The organism is Lentzea sp. HUAS12, assembly GCF_024125735.1.
Lineage (GTDB): Bacteria > Actinomycetota > Actinomycetes > Mycobacteriales > Pseudonocardiaceae > Lentzea > Lentzea albida.
Window position 1 is genome coordinate 7,729,777 of record NZ_CP099738.1, and the last position, 17,755, is coordinate 7,747,531.

The following is a 17,755-nucleotide window of genomic DNA, read 5'->3' on the forward strand; positions in this document are numbered from 1 at the left end:
ACTCGGCTGCAGGAAAGGAGTCCCCGTGACCACGGTCCTTATTTGCGACGACCGGCGCAGTGTGCGGGAGGGTCTCACCCGCGTGATGTCGGCTGTCCCCGGGGTTAGCCGCATCGACTGCGTAGCGCACGGTGACGAGTTGTTGGCTCGCTTTTCAAGGCAGCCGGTCGACGTCGTCCTGGTGGGAACCCAGCGCGCCGTCCCGACCGGGGTTGAAGCAACCCGTCGGCTCGTCTCCGCGAATCCGCAGGCAAACGTCATCGTCTTCGGAGCACCCGACGACGCCGGGAGCATCGCCGCGGCGATCGCCGGCGGTGCCCGCGGCTACCTGAGGTGGGACGCGTCGCGTCCCGAGCTTGTGGCAGCCCTCGCGCACACGCTCGCCAGCACCTCGGTGCCGGCACCGAGGCAGCCCTCCGACCCCGGCGTGCAGCTCACGGAGCGTGAGCTCCAGGTGCTGCGGGGCATGAGCCAGGGCAAGAGCAACGGCCAGATCGGCCGCGAGCTCTACCTGTCGGAGGACACGGTGAAGACGCACGCACGTCGTCTCTTCCGCAAGCTCGGTGTTCGTGACCGCGCTCAGGCGGTCGCGCACGGCTTCCGGCGAGGCCTCGTCCAGTAGGAGTCGCTCTTGCCGCACCGGCCCCGCGTCCTCATATGCCGCATGTGGGGAAGCGGGGCCGGTGGCGTGAGACGGCCCACTCCGGCCCACCTGTGCAACTGGTGGTTCTCGGGGTCGCGCAATTAGCCCAGCCCGGTGACAATGTCGCCGGGCTGTAAGCCGTTCGGGCGTGTCGGCTGTTCACGCGGGGTGTCCATACCCCACCTATGAACAGAACGCCCGCAGAACGGTACGGTGAAGCTGCTGCAACGGGTCGCTGTGAGTGACTCGTGCTGTTTCCTGTCGGTACGCCAACAAGTAACACCAGGGCTGTTGTCTGCGATGACCAACTTGGGGGACGGACTGGACGCCGAAGTGGGCGCGGCCGTCGACGGCGACCGCCAGGCGATCGAACGCCTGCTGGCCTCCATACGTCCCTTGGTGGTGCGGTACTGCCGCGCCCGAGTTGGCAGGCAGGAGCGGAGCTTCGCTTCGGCGGACGATGTGGCCCAGGAGGTGTGTCTCGCGGTGCTCACGGCATTGCCCAGCTACCGCGACCAGGGTCGGCCCTTCCTCGCGTTCGTCTACGGGATCGCGGCGCACAAGGTCGCCGACGCACATCGGTCCGCAGCCAGGAACCGCTCCGAGCCCGTTCCCGAAGTCCCCGACGCGCCGGAGACCGACGCCGGTCCCGAGCAGCGGGCGATGCAGGGTGAACTCTCCGACCGGATGGCGGTGCTGTTGCGCGTCCTGCCGGAGAAGCAGCGGGAGATCCTGCTGTTGAGGGTGGTGGTCGGGCTCTCCGCCGAGGAAACGGCCGAGGCGGTCGGTTCGACGCCGGGTGCGGTACGGGTGGCGCAACACCGCGCGCTCGCTCGTCTGCGCAAGTCGCTGGCAGCGGAGGAGGTGGTCTGAGTGGCCGACGAACACGGGAAGGACGACGAGGAAGTGCGCGGACAGGACGACAGAGCCCCGCACGAACCCGTCGCCGACGATCTTTCGGCAGTGCAGGCTGATGACAAGCTGCTGGACGCGCTGGGTTCTGCGACACCGGGTGCGGCCGGCTCACTCGTCGACGACGAGCTGAACGCGTTGCTGCTCGCGTGGCGCAACGAGGTGGAGACGGAGCCGTTCACCGAGCTCGTCGACACCGACACGGCGATCGCCACGATCCAGGCTGCCCGTCCGCAGCCCGTGAGCAGGCATCGCTTCCTGATCCCGCTGGCGAGTGCCGCCGCGGTCCTGGCCATCGCCTTCACCGGCGTGAGCCTGGTGGCCCGCGACGCACAGCCCGGCGACACGCTGTGGGGCCTCACGCAGGTGCTCTACTCCGAGCACGCGAAGTCGATCGAGGCCGCGGCCATCATCAACACCGACCTCGAGTCGGCGCGTCTGGCGCTGCGCGAGGGCAAGGTCGACGAGGCCCGCGAGAAGCTGAACAAGGTCGAGGCGAGCCTCGGCTCGGTCTCCACGGCCGACGGCAAGGCGCAGCTCGAGGAGAAGCACAAGGAGCTGGAGAAGCAGCTCGACACCAACACCTCGACCGCGCCGCCGACCACGACGACGCCGAAGCCGACGAAGCCGCCCAAGTCCTCGGAGCCTTCGGTCACGCCGTCCACGTCGTCCACGCCGCCGACCACGACGGAGCCGTCCACGCCGCCGTCGTCCGAGACCCCGGCACCGCCGACGTCGAACGGCGAGCAGAACCCGCCGCCGCCTCCGCCGCCGGACCCCGGCACGGGTGAGAACCCCGGGTCGAGCGGGACCGGGACGAACGCGGAGACCGCCGGGCAGACCACCGGCAGCTGAGCCGGTTGAGACGCAGTGTGAACGGCCCCTGACCCTCGCAGGTCAGGGGCCGTTCACATGCTCGGGCGTTCACACGTCAGGTGGAATGTGACCGGTCGAGTTGCGCGGACCGCCCGCCGGGGTGCGGCACACCTCACAGGCCGTCCGGGAGTCAGCGCGCCGACTCGGTCGCGGTGACCCCGTCCGCGTACCCGCGGCAGTACTCCCAGCTCACGTAGGCCCCGGGGTTCGGATCGAACGCCGGCTCGTGCGGGCGCATGTGCCCGTCGGCGAGCAACTGCTCCAGTGAGGCTCGTAACAGCGCCCAGTCGTGGTAGTGCGGTTCCTCGCACTCACCGCAGTCCACGACGATGCCGCGCACGCCTCTGTGTTCGAGCAGCGCCTGGTAGACGGCGAGGTCGCTCAGGTCGCTGACCAGCTCCGTCCGTTCGTCGTCGTCCATCGGGGGATGGTCGTGGTCGGGCTCGCCCAGGGACAGCGCTGGGTCCTCTGGGTCGCCTGCGAAGGGGTCTGGTGGCAACGCGTCGTGCGGCACGACCCCGCACGGTACCCCCCGTGCCCCCGGAGCCGTCCAGATACCATGGGTCGCACCGCCTCCGCCTGCGGAAACCACGCTCGCAGGAGGGGGAGCAAACCGCACGACGGAAGGCAAGTCACCCGCTATGACCAGCGAGCTCAACGCTGACGGAGTCCCGGGCAAGTTCGCCATGCTGGGACTGACCTTCGACGACGTGCTCCTGCTGCCTGCCGAGTCCGACGTCGTCCCCAGTGGCGTCGACACGAGCACCAGGATCTCGCGCAACATCACCCTCAAGATCCCGCTGGCCAGCGCCGCGATGGACACGGTCACCGAGGGCCGGATGGCGATCTCGATGGCCCGGCAGGGCGGCATCGGCGTGCTGCACCGCAACCTCTCCATCGAGGACCAGGCCCGCCAGGCCGAGACCGTCAAGCGGTCCGAGGCCGGCATGGTCACCGACCCGGTCACCTGCTCGCCCGACGCCACGCTGGCCGAGGTCGACGCGCTGTGCGCGCGCTACCGCATCTCCGGCGTGCCGGTGACGGACGCGAACAACAAGCTGGTGGGCATCATCACGAACCGCGACATGCGGTTCGAGCTCGACCACAGCAAGCGCGTCAGCGAGGTCATGACCAACGGCCCGCTGGTCACCGCGCAGGTCGGCGTGTCGGCAGAGGCCGCGCTGGGCCTGCTGCGCCGCCACAAGGTCGAGAAGCTGCCGATCGTCGACGGCGACGGCAAGCTCAAGGGTCTGATCACGGTCAAGGACTTCGTGAAGACCGAGCAGTACCCGAACGCCACCAAGGACCCGGACGGCCGCCTGCTGTGCGCCGCCGCCGTGGGTGTGGGCGAGGACTCGTTCGTCCGCGCGATGACGCTGGCCGAGGCGGGTGTCGACGTGCTGATGGTCGACACGGCCCACGGCCACTCGCGCGGCGTGCTGGAGATGGTCGCCCGCATCAAGAAGGAGCTCGGCGACTCGACGGACGTCGTCGGCGGCAACGTCGCGACGCGCTCCGGTGCCCAGGCCCTGATCGACGCGGGCGCGGACGGCGTGAAGGTCGGCGTCGGCCCCGGCTCGATCTGCACCACGCGCGTCGTCGCCGGTGTCGGCGTCCCGCAGATCACCGCGATCTACGAGGCCTCGCTGGCCTGCCGCGCGGCCGGTGTGCCGGTGATCGGTGACGGCGGCATCCAGTACTCCGGCGACATCGCCAAGGCCATCGCGGCCGGCGCGTCCGCCGTGATGCTCGGATCGCTCCTCGCGGGCACCCAGGAGGCGCCCGGCGACCTGATCCTGGTCAACGGCAAGCAGTTCAAGACCTACCGCGGCATGGGCTCGCTCGCGGCCATGCAGTCCCGCGGCGAGAACAAGTCGTTCTCCAAGGACCGCTACTTCCAGGACGACGTGCTCAACGAGGACAAGCTCGTCCCCGAGGGCATCGAGGGCCGCACGCCGTTCCGCGGCCCGTTGTCCCAGGTCGTGCACCAGCTCAACGGCGGCCTGCGCGCGGCCATGGGCTACACGGGCTCCCGCACGATCACCGAGCTGCAGGACGCGCAGCTCGTGCGGATCACGGCGGCGGGCCTGAAGGAGTCCCACCCGCACGACATCACGATGACCGTCGAGGCGCCGAACTACACCACCCGTTAGAGTCACTCGGCCGTTCCGGCTGCTTGCACGCTCGTTCTAAAGCTCTGGAGAGGAACCACAGGTGCGCGATCTGGTCGAGATCGGCATGGGCCGGACCGCGAGGCGGGCCTACGAGCTGGACGACATCGAGATCATCCCGTCGCGTCGGACGAGGTCGTCGAAGGACGTCTCCACGACCTGGCAGATCGATGCCTACCGCTTCGACATCCCGCTGATCACCCATCCGACCGACGCCATCGTGTCGCCGGGCACGGCGGTCGCGGTCGGCGAGCTCGGCGGCCTCGGCGTGCTGAACGCCGAGGGCCTCTGGGCGCGGCACGGCGACGTGGACGAGGCGCTGTTCCGCCTGGTCCAGGCGACCGAGGACAACGAGGACCCGGCCGCCGCGGTGAAGGTGCTGCAGGAGCTGCACGCCGCGCCGCTGCGGATGGACCTGATCGCCGAGGCGGTCAAGCAGGTCCGCGAGTCGGGCGTCACCGTCGCGGTCCGCGTCAGCCCGCAGCGCGCCGCCGAGCTCACCCCGGACCTGCTGGCCGCGGGCGTCGAGATCCTGGTCGTGCAGGGCACGATCATCTCGGCCGAGCACGTCACGCGCGGTGGCGAGCCGCTCAACCTGAAGTCGTTCATCGCGGACCTCGACATCCCGGTGATCGCGGGCGGCGTCGGTGACTACCGCACCGCCATGCACCTCATGCGCACGGGCGCGGCGGGCGTGATCGTCGGCTACGGCTACACGCCCGGCGTCACCACCACCGACCAGGTCCTGGGCATCGGCGTGCCGATGGCCACCGCGATCGCCGACGCCGCGGCCGCGCGCCGCGACTACCTCGACGAGACCGGGGGCCGGTACGTGCACGTCATCGCCGACGGCGGTGTCACGACCTCGGGCGACGTGGCGAAGTCCATCGCCTGCGGTGCCGACGCCGTGATGCTCGGCGAGCCGCTCGCGGCCGCGACCGAGGCACCGGGCCAGGGCCTGTACTGGACGGCGGCGTCCGCGCACCCGTCCGTGCCGCGCAGCCTCGTCGCCGAGGCCGTCGACCAGGAGCTCGACCTGCGCAAGCTGCTGTTCGGCCCGTCCGCCGACCCGCGCGGCGTGACGAACCTGTTCGGCGCGTTGAAGCGGGCCATGGCCAAGACCGGCTACTCCGACCTCAAGGAGTTCCAGAAGGTCGGCCTGACCATCCGCGGCTGATCACAGCTCGGCAGAAGGGCGCGTTCCGACCTGGGACGCGCCCTTCTGCTTTGCTGGGTGCCGTGCCGCTCGCGGTCGAGTGCGCCGAGGAGCCCTCTCCACGACGGCAACCTTCAGCCCGGCGACGTCGAACTGCGCTTCCGCGAACACGACCCGTTCGACGTGAGCGGCATGGACGTCGTCGTCGAGGTGCGAGACGATTTCGGCTGTCACGGGCCTCCCTGACGTGGGCGTACACCTCAGCCTGCCGGTCGCTGCTTGGGCCCAAACCTGATGCTGCAACCGAACGGGCACCCCGCGCGTCCACTTGAGCGTGGATTTGGATGCGTTGTTCGGCGACGGCAAGAACAGTGATGTGGACACGATCGACCCGGACGCCGACGTCACAGAGTTCGAGGACGCTCCCGAGGAGGACGACCGGGTCGGGGGCATCGGCTGGAAGGCGCTGGCCCTGTTCGTGTGCGGCGGCCTGGTGATCACGGCGCTGGCCGTGGCGTTCACGGTCTGGGTCATCAACGGCCTGGTGCTCTGAGCTGATCGGGTGCGCCCACGGGCGCACCCGTCAACCTGTGCATTTTTCTGTACAGTTCTGTGCATGACCGCAATGCGCGATGTTCGCGAGCTGACCGTCACGGAGGCCACGAAACGTGGTGTCGCCGGGCTGGTCGCCGATGCCGAGCACGGCGGTCCGATCGTCGTCACGCGACACAGCCGTCCGGTGGCCGCGGTCGTGCCGGTGAGCCGCCTGGCGGAGATCGACGAGGCGGCGGCGGACCTGAGGGATCTGGCGCTCGTCCTCGCCCGGTCGGCGGCCGACTCGGGCAGGCGCACTTCGTTCGACGACGTGCTGGCAGCGTTCGGGCACACCCGCGAGTCGCTGGCGGCGGTGGAGGACGACGACTCGCTCGATGGCTGAAGTGCTGTTCACCGACGCGGCGATCGACGACCTGCGCCGACTCGGTCCCGACGTGGTGCCGAAGGTTCTCGAGAAGATCCAGCTCCTGCTCGACAACCCCGAGGCCGGGTACCCGCTCGGCGGTGAGCTGACCGGGTTTCGCAAGCTGGTCGTGGGGCGCAACCACTGGCGGATCGTCTACCGGATCACCTCCGACGGGGCCGTCGAAGTCTGCGAGGTCTGGTGCGTGGGTGTGCGCTCGGACTCCGAGGTCTACGCCGAGGCGGCGGCGCGGGTCGCATCGGCGGCCGACGAGGGCTCCACCCTGGCGAGGTTGGCCGACGTGATCGCCCGGCTCGGACGCCTGGCCGGTGACGTGGCCGTCGAGGAGGTCGCCCCGCGCGAGCCGGTTCCGGACTGGCTGGCGCAGCGTCTCGTGCACACCGCCGGCATCCCGTTGGAGCAGGTCGCGGCGCTGAGCCTGCAGCAGGCCGTCGACCTCTGGACCGACTTCATGACCGCGTCCCGCCCATCTGAACCGATAGGGGACTAGGCGTTACCGGAAGTAACGCCTACTCTCCGGTTCATGGGTGAACTCGCCGGTAACTTCGATGTCGTCATCGTCGGCTCCGGGTTCGGTGGCAGCGTCGCCGCACTCCGCCTGACCGAGAAGGGCTACCGCGTCGCCGTCCTCGAGGCGGGGCGCCGGTTCGCCGACGACGAGTTCGCCAAGACCAGCTGGGACCTCCGCCGCTACCTGTGGGCGCCGCAGCTGCGGTGTTTCGGCATCCAGCGCATCCACACCCTGCGCAACGTCATGGTGCTCGCCGGCGCGGGTGTCGGCGGCGGCTCCCTCGTGTACGCGAACACGCTGTACCGGCCGCTCAAGCCGTTCTACGAGGACCAGCAGTGGGCGCACATCACCGACTGGCAGGACGAGCTGGAGCCGTTCTACGACCAGGCGAGCCGGATGCTGGGCGTCGTCACGAACCCCACGACCACCCCGAGCGACGTCGTCATGCAGAAGGTCGCGAAGGACATGGGCGTCGAGGACAGCTACCACGCGACGCCCGTCGGGGTGTTCTTCGGCGAGCCCGGCAAGAAGACCGCCGACCCGTTCTTCGGGGGTGCCGGGCCGGAGCGGACGGGCTGCACCGAATGCGGCAGCTGCATGTCCGGCTGCCGGGTCGGGGCGAAGAACACGCTGGTCAAGAACTACCTGTACCTCGCGGAGAAGCTCGGTGCGCAGGTCTTCCCGCTGACCACGGTCACGAAGCTCCACGAGAACGACGGCAAGTGGACCATCGACACGAAGACGACCGGTGGCAGGGCCACGAGGACCTTCACGGCCGACCAGGTCGTGGTCGCCGCCGGCACCTGGGGCACGCAGCAGCTGCTGCACAAGGCGAAGGCCACCACGCTCCCCAAAATCTCGCCCAAGCTCGGCGAGCTGACCCGCACCAACTCCGAGTCGATCATCGGGGCCGCGCGCTACGCGGTCGACCCGGCCACCGACTTCACGCAGGGCGTCGCGATCACGAGCTCCATCCACCCCGACGAGATCACGCACATCGAGCCCGTCCGGTACGGCAAGGGCAGCAACGCCATGGGCATGCTGCAGACCCTCGCCACGGACGGTGCGCTGAGCACGCCGCGGTGGCTGCAGTTCGTCAAGCAGGCCGTCCGCCACCCGCTGCGGTTGCTGCGCCTGCTCAGCGTGCACCGGTGGAGCGAGCGGACCGTGATCCTGCTGGTCATGCAGAGCCTCGACAACTCCATCACGACGTTCCTCAAACGCGGCAAGCTCACCAGCAAGCAGGGCCACGGCGAGCCGAACCCGGCGTTCATCCCGGCCGGTCACGAGGCGAACCTGCTGGCCGCCAAGCACATCGGCGGCATCGCGGGTGGCACGTGGGGCGAGCTGTTCAACATCCCGCTGACCGCGCACTTCATCGGTGGCTGCGCGATCGCGTCCGACGCCGACCGGGGCGTCATCGACCCGTACCACCGGGTGTTCAACTACCCGGGACTGTCCGTTGTGGATGGTTCGGCGATCAGTGCGAACCTCGGCGTGAACCCGAGCCTCACCATCACCGCGCAGGCCGAGCGGGCCTTCTCGCTGTGGCCGAACAAGGGCGAGGTGGACCAGCGACCGGCCCAGGACCAGCCCTACCGGCGGATCAACCCGACGAAGCCGAAGAACCCGGCGGTTCCCGATCAAGCTCCAGCCGCATTGCGGTTGCCGATCGTGAAGGCGTCCTGACACGGTGGAGGCATGGCCAAAAAGCCGTTCGCTTCCAGCGCCGACCTCGCCCCCAAGGACGAGGTCTTCGCAGAACTCGCCGAGGGCGTCTACACCCTGACCGCCGAAGGCGACCCCAACGTCGCGGCCATCGAGGCCGAGGACTTCCTGATCTGCTTCGAGGCCCGCGCGACACCGGCCGCCGCGCGGAGGTGGCTCGCGCAGCTGCGCGAGCACACCCGCAAGCCGGTCCGGTACCTCGTGCTGAGCCACTACCACGCCGTGCGCACGCTCGGGGCCAGCGCGTTCGACGCCCAGGAGGTCGTCGCGCACGAGATGACGCGGGTGCTGATCGCCGAACGCGGGCAGCAGGACTGGGAGAGCGAGTTCGGCCGCATGCCGCGGCTCTTCGAGCAGCCCGAGGAGATCCCCGGCCTGACCTGGCCGACGCTCACGTTCTCCGACCGCATGACGATCCCGCTGGGCGGCGAGCGCGGCGACCTGGTGCTGCAGTTCCTCGGGCGCGGGCACACCGCGGGCGACATCGTGGCGTGGCTGCCGCAGCAACGCATCCTGTTCGCGGGTGACCTGGTCGAGTCGCAGGCCGCGCTCTACACCGGGGACGCGTTCCACGACGAGTGGGCGACGTCCACTTTGGACGAGATCGAGGACCTGGGCGCCGAGGTCCTCGTCGGCGGGCGCGGCAAGGTCGCGCGCGACCGCATCGAGGTCGAGGCCGCGATCAACCAGAGCAGGCACTTCCTCAACGAGCTGCGCCGCACGGTCGGCGGGGTCCACGCCGAGGGCGGCACGCTCAAGCAGGCCTTCGAACTGGCGCACCGGACCCTCGTCGGCCGCTACGGGCGCTGGCCGATCTTCGAGCACTGCCTGCCGTTCGACGTGAAGCGCTACTGGGACGAGTGCGACGGCAGGGACTGGCCGGAGATCTGGACCGCCGAACGCGACCGGGCCGTGTGGGACGCCCTGCAATGACCGTCCTGGTCGTCGGTGCGGGGCCGGTCGGGCTCACCGCCGCGCTGTTCCTCGCGCGGGCCGGCGTGCCGAGCGTCGTGCTGGAGGCCCGGGAACGACGTGCCGAGGCCGGCAGCCGGTCGATCTGCGTGCAGCGCGACGTGCTGGAGGTCCTCGAACGGATCGGCGTCGGGCAGGCCGTCGCCGATGCGGGCGTCACCTGGTACACCGGCCGCACCTTCCACCGCGACCGCGAGGTGCTGACCCTGACCTTCCCGCAGGCCAGTGGTTTCCCGCCGTTCGTGAACACCCCGCAGACCGTGGTGGAGCGACTGCTGGAGGAACGGGTCCGCGCCGAGCCGTTGGTCGAACTCCGCTACGGGCACCCGCTCGAAGCCCTCACCCAGGACGACGAGGGGGTGTCCACACCGGACGGGATCCGGGCGACCCACTGCGTCGCCGCGGACGGCGCGCACTCGAAGGTCCGCGAGCTGCTGGGCATCCCGTTCGAGGGCTTCTCGTTCGACGACAGGTTCATCATCGCCGACGTCCGCGTCGATCTGGACTTCGCGACGCCGGAACGCCGCTTCTACTTCGACCCGCCCTGGAACCCCGGCCGCCAGGTCCTCCTGCACCCGCAACCGGACGGCGTCTGGCGGATCGACTGGCAGGTCGCCGGGGACGTCCACCTCAGCGACGAGCACATCCGCGCGATCGTCGGTGACAGGCCGTACGAGGTCGTCTGGCAGTCCACCTACCGCTTCCACCAGCGCCGGGCCGCGCGGTTCCGGGAAGGCGGGATCCTGCTCGCGGGCGACGCGGCGCACGTGATGAGCCCGTTCGGCGCCCGCGGCCTGAACTCGGGCATCTGCGACGCCGACAACGCGGCCTGGAAGATCGCCGCCGACCGCCGCGGCGAGGCGGGCCCGCACCTGCTCGCCTCCTACGACGCCGAACGCGGTGCCGCCGCCGACGAGAACCTCCGCATCACCGGCGAGACCATGCGGTTCCTCGTGCCGGGCACCCCCGAGGAACGAGCGCACCGGCAACACGCGCTCGAGACCGGTGAGGGCATCGATTCGGGCAAGCTCTTCACCCCGTTCGCCTACGAGGGTGGTGGTGTGCTCGTCGAGGGGTCCCGCACGGCAGGTCCCGGCTTCACGGTCCGGGACGGCCTGCTGATCAGGCCCGACGGCCACGTCGCCGGCCGCGACGACGAGGAGACGAGACGCCGTGCACTCGGGTGGTGAACCGCAGAACACCCTGTACGCACACCGGAAACCGCTCGCGGTGGTGAGGTGCGGGAGCGTCGAGGACGTCCAGGCAGGTCTGGAACGTGCTGCGCGCCAAGGTATTCCGGTCGCCGCGCGGAGCGGTGGCCACAGCTATGCGGGCTACTCGTGGCCGGACGGCGGTCTGGTGCTCGACCTCGGCGGGCTGTCGCACGTCCGGGTCGACGGCCGGCGGGCGACGATCGGTGCCGGTGCCCGGATGTACGACGTCTACGAGGCACTCGGCGCGGCGGGCCAGGCCTTGCCCGCCGGATCGTGCCGCACGGTCGGCATCGCCGGGCTCGCCCTCGGCGGCGGCATCAGCGTGATCTCCCGCCGGTACGGCCTGACCTGCGACCACCTCGTGCAGGCGCGGATCGTCACCCCGGACGGCGTCCTGCGCACGGCCTCGGACGAGTCGGAGCCCGACCTGTTCTGGGCGTTGAAGGGCGGCGGAGGCGGCAACTTCGGCGTCGTCACGGAGTTCACGTTCCACACGGACCCGGCGCCGGACCTGGTCGTGTTCGGCCTCGACTACCCGGACGGCACGACGGCGGACGTGCTCGACGCCTGGCAGGACTGGATCGCGGACGCGCCGGACGAGCTGTGGACGAGCCTGCGCGTCGACTCGGGCTCGCCGTCGGTGCCGAGCGTCCGGGGCACGTACGCGGGCACGGCGAAGGACCTGCACCGGCTGCTCGACCGGATGCCTCGCGGCGCTCGCGAGGTGGAGGAGATGACCTACCTGCAGGCGATGCGGCACTACGCCGGACCTGCGGAAACCGGTGAGCCGTACGTGGCGTCGTCGCGGATGCTGCACTCGCCCGTGCCGGGGTCGAAGGTCGCCGCGCTGGTGGACGGGCAGCCGCCGTGCATGATCCAGTTCGACTCGTTCGGCGGCGTGGTCGGACGGGTCGCGCCCGACGCCACCGCCTTCCCGCACCGCGACGCCACGGCCAGCGCCCAGGTCTACGTGCACCTGGGCGACCTGACGGAAGCGCGGGCCCGTGCGCTGCTCGCGGGCCTCCGCGACGGGCTCGGTGCTGGCACCACCGGGTACGTGAACTACATCGACCCGGAGATGCCCGACTGGCCGGCCGCGTACTACGGCCGCAACCTGAAGCGCCTCAAGGAGGTCGCGGACCGGTACGACCCCGATCGCGTGCTGGCGTTCGAACAGGGCCTATAGCTGGATCCCGGTCAGCACGGTGATGCGCTCCTCGGTGAAGTCCTCCATCGCGGACCGCACGCCCTCGCGCCCGGTGCCCGAGCCCTTCACGCCGCCGTACGGCATCTGGTCGGCGCGGTAGGAGGGCACGTCACCGATGATCACGCCACCGACCTCGAGTTCGGCCGCCGCCTCGAACGCCACCTGCACGTCACGGGTGAACACCCCGGCCTGCAGCCCGTACTTGGAGTCGTTGGCCTGCGCGAACGCGTCCTCGACGCCGTCCGCGACCGACACCACGAGCACCGGCCCGAAGATCTCCTCGGTCCAGACCTTCGCGGTCTTCGGCACGTCGGTGAGCACGGTCGGTTCGACCGTCGCGCCGGTCCGCTTGCCGCCCAGCAGCACGCGGGCGCCGACGTCGGTGGCCATGTTGACCCACTCCTCGACGCGCTTGGCGTTGTCCTCGTCGATCAGCGGCCCGACCTCGACCTCGGGGTCGTGCGGGTCGCCGGTCTTGAGCGCTGCCACCGCCTCCACGAGCTTCGGCACGAACTCGTCGGCCTTCGAGCGGTCGACGATCACCCGCTGCACGGCGATGCACGACTGCCCGGCCTGGTAGTTGCCGAACGTCGCGATGCGCCGCGCCGCGTGGTCCAGGTCCGTCCAATCAGGACAGATGATCGCCGCCGCGTTGGAACCCAGCTCCATCACGACGTGCTTGCGCGGCGCGGCATCCATCAGCGACCAGCCGACCTTCGTGGACCCGGTGAACGAGATGATCGGCAGCCGTTCGTCCTTCACCAGGGCGTCCATGTCCTTGCCGCGCACGGGAAGGACCGAGAACGCGCCCTCGGGCAGGTCGGTCTCGGCGAGGACCTCACCGAGCAGCAACGCGGACAGCGGCGTCGCCGAGGCGGGCTTCACGATCACCGGCGCGCCCACCGCGAGCGCCGGCGCGACCTTGTGCGCCACCAGGTTCAGCGGGAAGTTGAACGGCGCCACCGCGAGCACCGGCCCGCGCGGCACGTGCCGGACGATCGCCATCCGCCCCACGCCACCGGCCTCGGTGTCGAGTCGCTGCAGCTCGCCGGTGAACCGGCGCGCCTCCTCCGCGGCGAACCGGAACGTGTTGACCGCGCGCTGCACCTCGATCTCGGCCCACTTGAGCGGCTTGCCGTTCTCGGCCGTGATCGTCTCGGCGATCTCCTCGGCCCGGTCGGCGAGGGCCTTCGAGACCTGCAGCAACGCCTCGGCCCGCACGTGGGCGGGTGTTCGCCGGAACTCCTTGGCCACGGACGCGGCCGCGGCGATCGCACGTTCCACCTGGTCTCTGCCCGGCACCGCCACCGAGGCGACCTCGGTGCCGTCGAACGGGTGGAGAACCTCCAACGCCTGCTCGCCCTGCTCGGGGCGGCCGGCGACCCAGCAGGGCCGGGGTTGCGGGGTGAACGCGTCCATGAGCCTCACGTTAAGCCCTACGAGCCTGTACGTACCTGATGAGATCCAAGTAGTGGTCGACATGCCCTTCCGCTCGTTGGGTCACGAACGCCGGGTGCTCCTGAATCGTCCGAATCATGTCTTGCAACCGGACCAACATGTGCTCGGGTTCGTACTCGATCCCGTAGGTCTCGCAGAACAACCGCGTCCGCCGCTCGCGGTCGTCCGGCAGCGCCAGCACGAACTGGATCAACGCCCAGCTGACGTCCCACCAGCGCGGCCCCGGATGCGCGCTGTCCCAGTCGAAGACGCCCGTCGGCGTCCCGTCGCGGAACACGACGTTGTACGGGGCGAAATCACCGTGCAGCACGACTTCGACGGGTTCGCGGGCGGAGTGCTGCCACCCGTCCAGCCCGTCGACCAGTGGTGCTGTCGCGTCGTGCAGCCGCCGCAGCAGCAGTGCCGACTCGATCAACGACCTGTCGCTCGAAGGGGGCACGTGGCCAACCTCACCCGGCAGGTAGCTGAGCAGTTCGTGCTCGTCGTCCAGCCGCAGCGGCACCGGCGCGATCCCCAGCGGTGCCAAGCGCCGCAACAACTCGTGCACCCGAGGAGCCCACGGCCCGGCCGGCCTGCGCACCGCGTCACCCACCCTGAACACCTGGTTCAGCCCGCCACCGGTCAGCAGTTCACCGTCCACCCATGAGATCCTTGGGGACGTGTCCGACACCAGCAACCGCCCTGTTCTCGTCGTCGACTTCGGCGCCCAGTACGCGCAGCTGATCGCGCGCCGCGTGCGCGAGGCCCAGGTCTACTCCGAGGTCGTCCCGCACACCGCGAGCGTCAGCGAGATCCTCGACAAGAACCCGCTGGCCATCGTGCTGTCCGGTGGCCCGTCGAGCGTGTACGAGGAGAACGCCCCGCAGGTCGACCCGAAGCTGTTCGAGACCGGCGTCCCGGTCTTCGGCATCTGCTACGGCTTCCAGGCGATGGCGCGCGCACTCGGCGGTTCGGTGGAGCAGACCGGCACCCGCGAGTACGGCCGCACCGACCTCGGCGTGTCCGGCACGGGCGGGTCGCTGCACGAGGAACTGCCCGGCTCGCACCCGGTGTGGATGAGCCACGGCGACGCCGTCACCAAGGCGCCCGAGGGCTTCACCGTCACCGCGACCAGCGAGGGCGCGCCGGTCGCCGCGTTCGAGGACACCGAGCGCCGCTTCGCGGGCGTCCAGTACCACCCCGAGGTCCACCACTCGCCGCACGGCCAGGAGGTCCTGCGCCGGTTCCTGCACGAGATCGCGGGCATCCGTCCGCAGTGGACGACGTCGTCCATCGTGGACGAGCAGGTCAGCCGCATCCGCGAGCAGATCGGTGACGGCAAGGCGATCTGCGGCCTCTCCGGCGGCGTCGACTCCGCCGTGGCCGCGGCCCTCGTCCAGCGCGCCATCGGCGACCGCCTCACCTGCGTCTTCGTCGACCACGGCCTGCTGCGCTCCGGCGAGCGCGCCCAGGTCGAGCGCGACTACGTGGCCGCCACGGGCATCAACCTGGTGACCGTCGACGCCCGCGAGCGCTTCTTGAGCGCTTTGGCCGGCGTCACGGACCCGGAGGAGAAGCGCAAGATCATCGGCCGCGAGTTCATCCGCGTCTTCGAGCAGGCCGAGCGCGACCTCAAGGCCGAGGGCGACTACCGCTTCCTCGTGCAGGGCACGCTCTACCCGGACGTCGTCGAGTCCGGCGGCGGCGCGGGCACCGCGAACATCAAGTCGCACCACAACGTCGGCGGCCTCCCGGACGACCTCCAGTTCGAACTGGTCGAGCCGCTGCGCGCCCTGTTCAAGGACGAGGTCCGCCGCGTCGGCACCGAACTCGGCCTGCCCGAGACGATCGTGCAGCGCCAGCCGTTCCCCGGCCCGGGCCTCGGCATCCGCATCATCGGCGAGGTCACCCAGGACCGCCTCGACACGCTGCGCCAGGCCGACGCCATCGCACGCGAGGAACTGACGGCCGCCGGCCTCGACCGCTCGATCTGGCAGTGCCCGGTCGTGCTGCTCGCGGACGTCCGCAGCGTCGGCGTCCAGGGCGACGGCCGCACGTACGGGCACCCGATCGTGCTGCGCCCGGTGTCGTCCGAGGACGCGATGACCGCGGACTGGACGCGCCTGCCGTACGAGGTGCTGGAGCGGATCTCGACCCGGATCACCAACGAGGTGGCGGAGGTCAACCGCGTGGTGCTGGACGTGACGTCCAAGCCGCCGGGCACCATCGAGTGGGAGTAGGAACGTGCGAAGGGCCCCTGGGAGACCAGGGGCCCTTCGTTCTTCAGCGCTGCTGGTGTTGCAGAAAACTGGAGTCGACCGTCACCGGGCCTGTCATGCGCCAGGCCCCTCGTTCGAAGGCCAGGTTGCCCGTGACGGTGAACGGCAGCTTGCTCCGGTGAGCGAAGATCGCCCAGTCGTAGTCCTCTCCGCCGAGGAGGACGTGGATCTTCCTGGTTCGGCCCCGGACCTCGGCACTCAGGACGATCGTCGTCTCTTCCTGCTCGTCGCCACCGGGTTCTTCACGGGTGAGCGACCGGACCTGACCGACGACGGTCTCCGTGCGTGGTGGCTCCTCACGCCGGACGAGGCGCTCCCGGACACGGGGCAGGCCCGCCATCGCGTCACGGTCGACCACGATCCGCGAGGAGGGGACCTGCGGTCGAGGTTCGCCTGTCGCCCAGGCGAACGAGAGGTCCAGTTCACGCACCGAGTCCGACTCCGTGAGATCCTGCAGTGACTCCACGAGGTTCGCGCTGAGGCCGCGTTCAGCGGCTCGCTCCACAGCGGAAGCGTTCCAGTTGAGCGACAGGTCCTTGGCCGCGTGCAGGCCTGTGGCCAGCGTTTCCATCACCCGCCGCGGGAACGGGGACGAGTGGGAGCCGTCGCGGTCGGGCAGCGGATCTCCGAGCCGCGTGACGACCGTGAAGACGAAACTGCCGCGTTTGGTGTGCCCGAGACGCACGTCCTCGTCCAGGAAGTCGTTCACGAGGCTGGAGCGGCGTCCGCGGTGGGAGTGGGTGGGGTCGTCCGCCGAGGTCGCGGCCGCCTTCATCATCTTGTACAGACCGTCCAGGGCCTTCTCGGCCTGCTTGAACGGAAGCGTGCCGTCGACCATGACCTGGTCGAACCGGACGAAGAAGAGATCGGCGCGCGTGGCGGTGATCTTCTCCGCGAGGCGGCCGGGATCCCAGTCGTAGACCGTGGCCAGAGCCCGCAGGGTGTCGCGGAATCGCTGGGCGAAGTCGACGAAGTCGGTGGCCAGCGGGAGCATCACCCGTGCCTGGTCGTTGAGGCGCCAGATCTGCCGCACGTCGGGAATCTGCGTTTCGAGCTGCCAGTCGTTGGCGGCCAGGTACTGCTGCACGGCCAACGGGTGGAGGCTGTCGGCGAGCTCGCGGTAGTCGTCGACCGGTGGGCTGCTCACCACGCACCTTCTTCGCCGACCCTTTGGATGATGCTCTTCAGGCTTTGTACATCGAAGAGATTAGTTCTCGGTAGATGCACTGTCTTGCTGCTGGCACCGTCACCGATATCACCCAAAAGCCTGGCGTGCTCCCAGTACATGCGGCTGGCTGTGAGGAGGTGTTCCTCGCTCTGGCTCAACAACGGCTCGTCGTCACGCGGGATCACCAGCACACCGAGAAACGCCTCGTTGTACCGCTTGCCGTGAGTGAGCTTGAGAAAAGGATCGCGGTCCATCTTCCAGGAGAAGTGCGTGTCCCGGAGCCGGTCGTGTTGGGTGGTGCACTTGAGCTGGAGCTCGAACTCCGGGCAGTAATACGTCGAGTACTCGGTGGAGGACGCGATGGTGATGTCGACGCCGTCGTAGTCCGTCTCATGCCATTTGATCGAGCAGCCGGCGGCAGCCGCGACCATCCTCACGAACGCCAGGCTGAACTGCTCCTGGCGGGCGGTCATCGGGAGACCACCGTCAAGCGGTATCACCG

General features: G+C 69.8%; 19 protein-coding genes. 13 read left to right on the forward strand and 6 right to left on the reverse strand.

Features of this window, described 5'->3' with window-relative positions; translation table 11 throughout:
- Positions 1-25 precede the first annotated feature (25 nt).
- From ND450_RS36110 to ND450_RS36120, 3 genes are all read left to right on the forward strand, one after another.
- On the forward strand, positions 26-622 hold the full coding sequence (locus ND450_RS36110) for a response regulator transcription factor (protein WP_030471988.1): 597 nt from the start codon (positions 26-28) through the stop codon (positions 620-622).
- 321 nt (positions 623-943) lie between these two features.
- Positions 944-1,516 carry a sigma-70 family RNA polymerase sigma factor gene (locus ND450_RS36115; RefSeq protein ID WP_089915126.1) on the forward strand — a complete coding sequence of 191 codons (573 nt, stop codon included), beginning with the start codon at positions 944-946 and terminating at the stop codon, positions 1,514-1,516.
- Positions 1,517-2,410: an anti-sigma-D factor RsdA gene (locus ND450_RS36120; protein WP_253322683.1), complete on the forward strand. Its 894-nt coding sequence runs from the start codon at positions 1,517-1,519 to the stop codon at positions 2,408-2,410.
- A 151-nt stretch (positions 2,411-2,561) separates the two neighbouring features.
- Here the strand turns inward: ND450_RS36120 and ND450_RS36125 are convergent, their stop codons facing one another.
- Entirely contained in the window at positions 2,562-2,945 is a 384-nt protein-coding gene (locus ND450_RS36125) for a DUF5319 domain-containing protein (RefSeq protein WP_253322684.1), read from the reverse strand.
- Between the two features lie 127 nt (positions 2,946-3,072).
- Here ND450_RS36125 and guaB point away from each other — a divergent pair, with 127 nt between their 5' ends.
- Together guaB and ND450_RS36135 are read left to right on the forward strand one after the other, a co-directional pair.
- A complete protein-coding gene (gene guaB / locus ND450_RS36130) occupies positions 3,073-4,584 on the forward strand; it encodes an IMP dehydrogenase (protein WP_253322685.1) in 1,512 nt (503 codons plus the stop codon).
- 61 nt (positions 4,585-4,645) lie between these two features.
- Positions 4,646-5,779, forward strand: coding sequence for a GuaB3 family IMP dehydrogenase-related protein (locus tag ND450_RS36135; RefSeq protein ID WP_089915117.1), 1,134 nt, complete (start codon positions 4,646-4,648; stop codon positions 5,777-5,779).
- On the opposite strand, the gene ND450_RS36140 is transcribed toward ND450_RS36135, so the two are convergent.
- Positions 5,780-5,992, reverse strand: coding sequence for a hypothetical protein (locus ND450_RS36140; protein ID WP_253322686.1), 213 nt, complete (start codon positions 5,990-5,992; stop codon positions 5,780-5,782). It lies immediately after the preceding gene.
- Between the two features lie 100 nt (positions 5,993-6,092).
- On the opposite strand from ND450_RS36140, the gene ND450_RS36145 reads away from it, so the two are divergent.
- The 7 genes from ND450_RS36145 to ND450_RS36175 all read left to right on the forward strand — a co-directional run bounded on the left by ND450_RS36145 (position 6,093) and on the right by ND450_RS36175 (position 12,348).
- Positions 6,093-6,311 (forward strand): hypothetical protein, encoded by a 219-nt coding sequence (locus tag ND450_RS36145; protein ID WP_143091564.1) that lies wholly within the window; start codon positions 6,093-6,095, stop codon positions 6,309-6,311.
- Between the two features lie 63 nt (positions 6,312-6,374).
- Complete coding sequence (locus ND450_RS36150) at positions 6,375-6,695, forward strand: type II toxin-antitoxin system Phd/YefM family antitoxin (protein WP_253322687.1); 321 nt, start codon at positions 6,375-6,377, stop codon at positions 6,693-6,695.
- Positions 6,688-7,227: a type II toxin-antitoxin system RelE/ParE family toxin gene (locus ND450_RS36155; RefSeq protein WP_253322688.1), complete on the forward strand. Its 540-nt coding sequence runs from the start codon at positions 6,688-6,690 to the stop codon at positions 7,225-7,227. The genes ND450_RS36150 and ND450_RS36155 overlap by 8 nt, the downstream gene beginning before the upstream one ends.
- A gap of 33 nt (positions 7,228-7,260) precedes the next feature.
- Entirely contained in the window at positions 7,261-8,937 is a 1,677-nt protein-coding gene (locus ND450_RS36160) for an FAD-dependent oxidoreductase (protein WP_253322689.1), read from the forward strand.
- Positions 8,938-8,949: 12 nt separating this feature from the next.
- Positions 8,950-9,909 carry an MBL fold metallo-hydrolase gene (locus tag ND450_RS36165; protein ID WP_253322690.1) on the forward strand — a complete coding sequence of 320 codons (960 nt, stop codon included), beginning with the start codon at positions 8,950-8,952 and terminating at the stop codon, positions 9,907-9,909.
- Positions 9,906-11,138, forward strand: coding sequence for an FAD-dependent monooxygenase (locus ND450_RS36170; protein WP_253322691.1), 1,233 nt, complete (start codon positions 9,906-9,908; stop codon positions 11,136-11,138). The genes ND450_RS36165 and ND450_RS36170 overlap by 4 nt, the downstream gene beginning before the upstream one ends.
- A complete protein-coding gene (locus tag ND450_RS36175; protein ID WP_253322692.1) occupies positions 11,122-12,348 on the forward strand; it encodes an FAD-binding oxidoreductase in 1,227 nt (408 codons plus the stop codon). Before ND450_RS36170 ends, ND450_RS36175 begins: the two co-directional genes overlap by 17 nt.
- Here the strand turns inward: ND450_RS36175 and ND450_RS36180 are convergent.
- Both ND450_RS36180 and ND450_RS36185 read right to left on the reverse strand, forming a co-directional pair.
- On the reverse strand, positions 12,343-13,788 hold the full coding sequence (locus ND450_RS36180; protein ID WP_253322693.1) for an aldehyde dehydrogenase family protein: 1,446 nt from the start codon (positions 13,786-13,788) through the stop codon (positions 12,343-12,345). The genes ND450_RS36175 and ND450_RS36180 overlap by 6 nt on opposite strands.
- 10 nt (positions 13,789-13,798) lie before the next feature.
- The gene (locus ND450_RS36185; protein WP_253322694.1) at positions 13,799-14,467 is read right to left on the reverse strand and encodes an aminoglycoside phosphotransferase family protein; all 669 of its coding nucleotides are present in this window, start codon (positions 14,465-14,467) and stop codon (positions 13,799-13,801) included.
- Between the two features lie 19 nt (positions 14,468-14,486).
- Between ND450_RS36185 and guaA the strand changes: the two genes are divergently transcribed.
- The gene (gene guaA / locus ND450_RS36190) at positions 14,487-16,046 is read left to right on the forward strand and encodes a glutamine-hydrolyzing GMP synthase (RefSeq protein WP_089915092.1); all 1,560 of its coding nucleotides are present in this window, start codon (positions 14,487-14,489) and stop codon (positions 16,044-16,046) included.
- Between the two features lie 43 nt (positions 16,047-16,089).
- On the opposite strand, the gene ND450_RS36195 is transcribed toward guaA, so the two are convergent.
- Positions 16,090-17,232 (reverse strand): hypothetical protein, encoded by a 1,143-nt coding sequence (locus ND450_RS36195; RefSeq protein ID WP_253322695.1) that lies wholly within the window; start codon positions 17,230-17,232, stop codon positions 16,090-16,092.
- Positions 17,229-17,726, reverse strand: a complete 498-nt coding sequence (locus ND450_RS36200) for a DUF4365 domain-containing protein (protein WP_253322696.1) — start codon at positions 17,724-17,726, stop codon at positions 17,229-17,231. The genes ND450_RS36195 and ND450_RS36200 overlap by 4 nt, the downstream gene beginning before the upstream one ends.
- Positions 17,727-17,755: the final 29 nt, after the last annotated feature.

Excerpts from the sequence above, each read along its gene's own strand:
- ND450_RS36115 (WP_089915126.1), top strand. The coding sequence starts at position 944 with ATGACCAACTTGGGGGACGGACTGGACGCCGAAGTGGGCGCGGCCGTC.
- guaB (WP_253322685.1), top strand. The coding sequence starts at position 3,073 with ATGACCAGCGAGCTCAACGCTGACGGAGTCCCGGGCAAGTTCGCCATG.
- ND450_RS36150 (WP_253322687.1), top strand. The coding sequence starts at position 6,375 with ATGACCGCAATGCGCGATGTTCGCGAGCTGACCGTCACGGAGGCCACG.
- ND450_RS36155 (WP_253322688.1), top strand. The coding sequence starts at position 6,688 with ATGGCTGAAGTGCTGTTCACCGACGCGGCGATCGACGACCTGCGCCGA.
- ND450_RS36160 (WP_253322689.1), top strand. The coding sequence starts at position 7,261 with ATGGGTGAACTCGCCGGTAACTTCGATGTCGTCATCGTCGGCTCCGGG.
- ND450_RS36165 (WP_253322690.1), top strand. The coding sequence starts at position 8,950 with ATGGCCAAAAAGCCGTTCGCTTCCAGCGCCGACCTCGCCCCCAAGGAC.
- ND450_RS36170 (WP_253322691.1), top strand. The coding sequence starts at position 9,906 with ATGACCGTCCTGGTCGTCGGTGCGGGGCCGGTCGGGCTCACCGCCGCG.
- ND450_RS36180 (WP_253322693.1), bottom strand. The coding sequence starts at position 13,788 with ATGGACGCGTTCACCCCGCAACCCCGGCCCTGCTGGGTCGCCGGCCGC.
- ND450_RS36200 (WP_253322696.1), bottom strand. The coding sequence starts at position 17,726 with ATGACCGCCCGCCAGGAGCAGTTCAGCCTGGCGTTCGTGAGGATGGTC.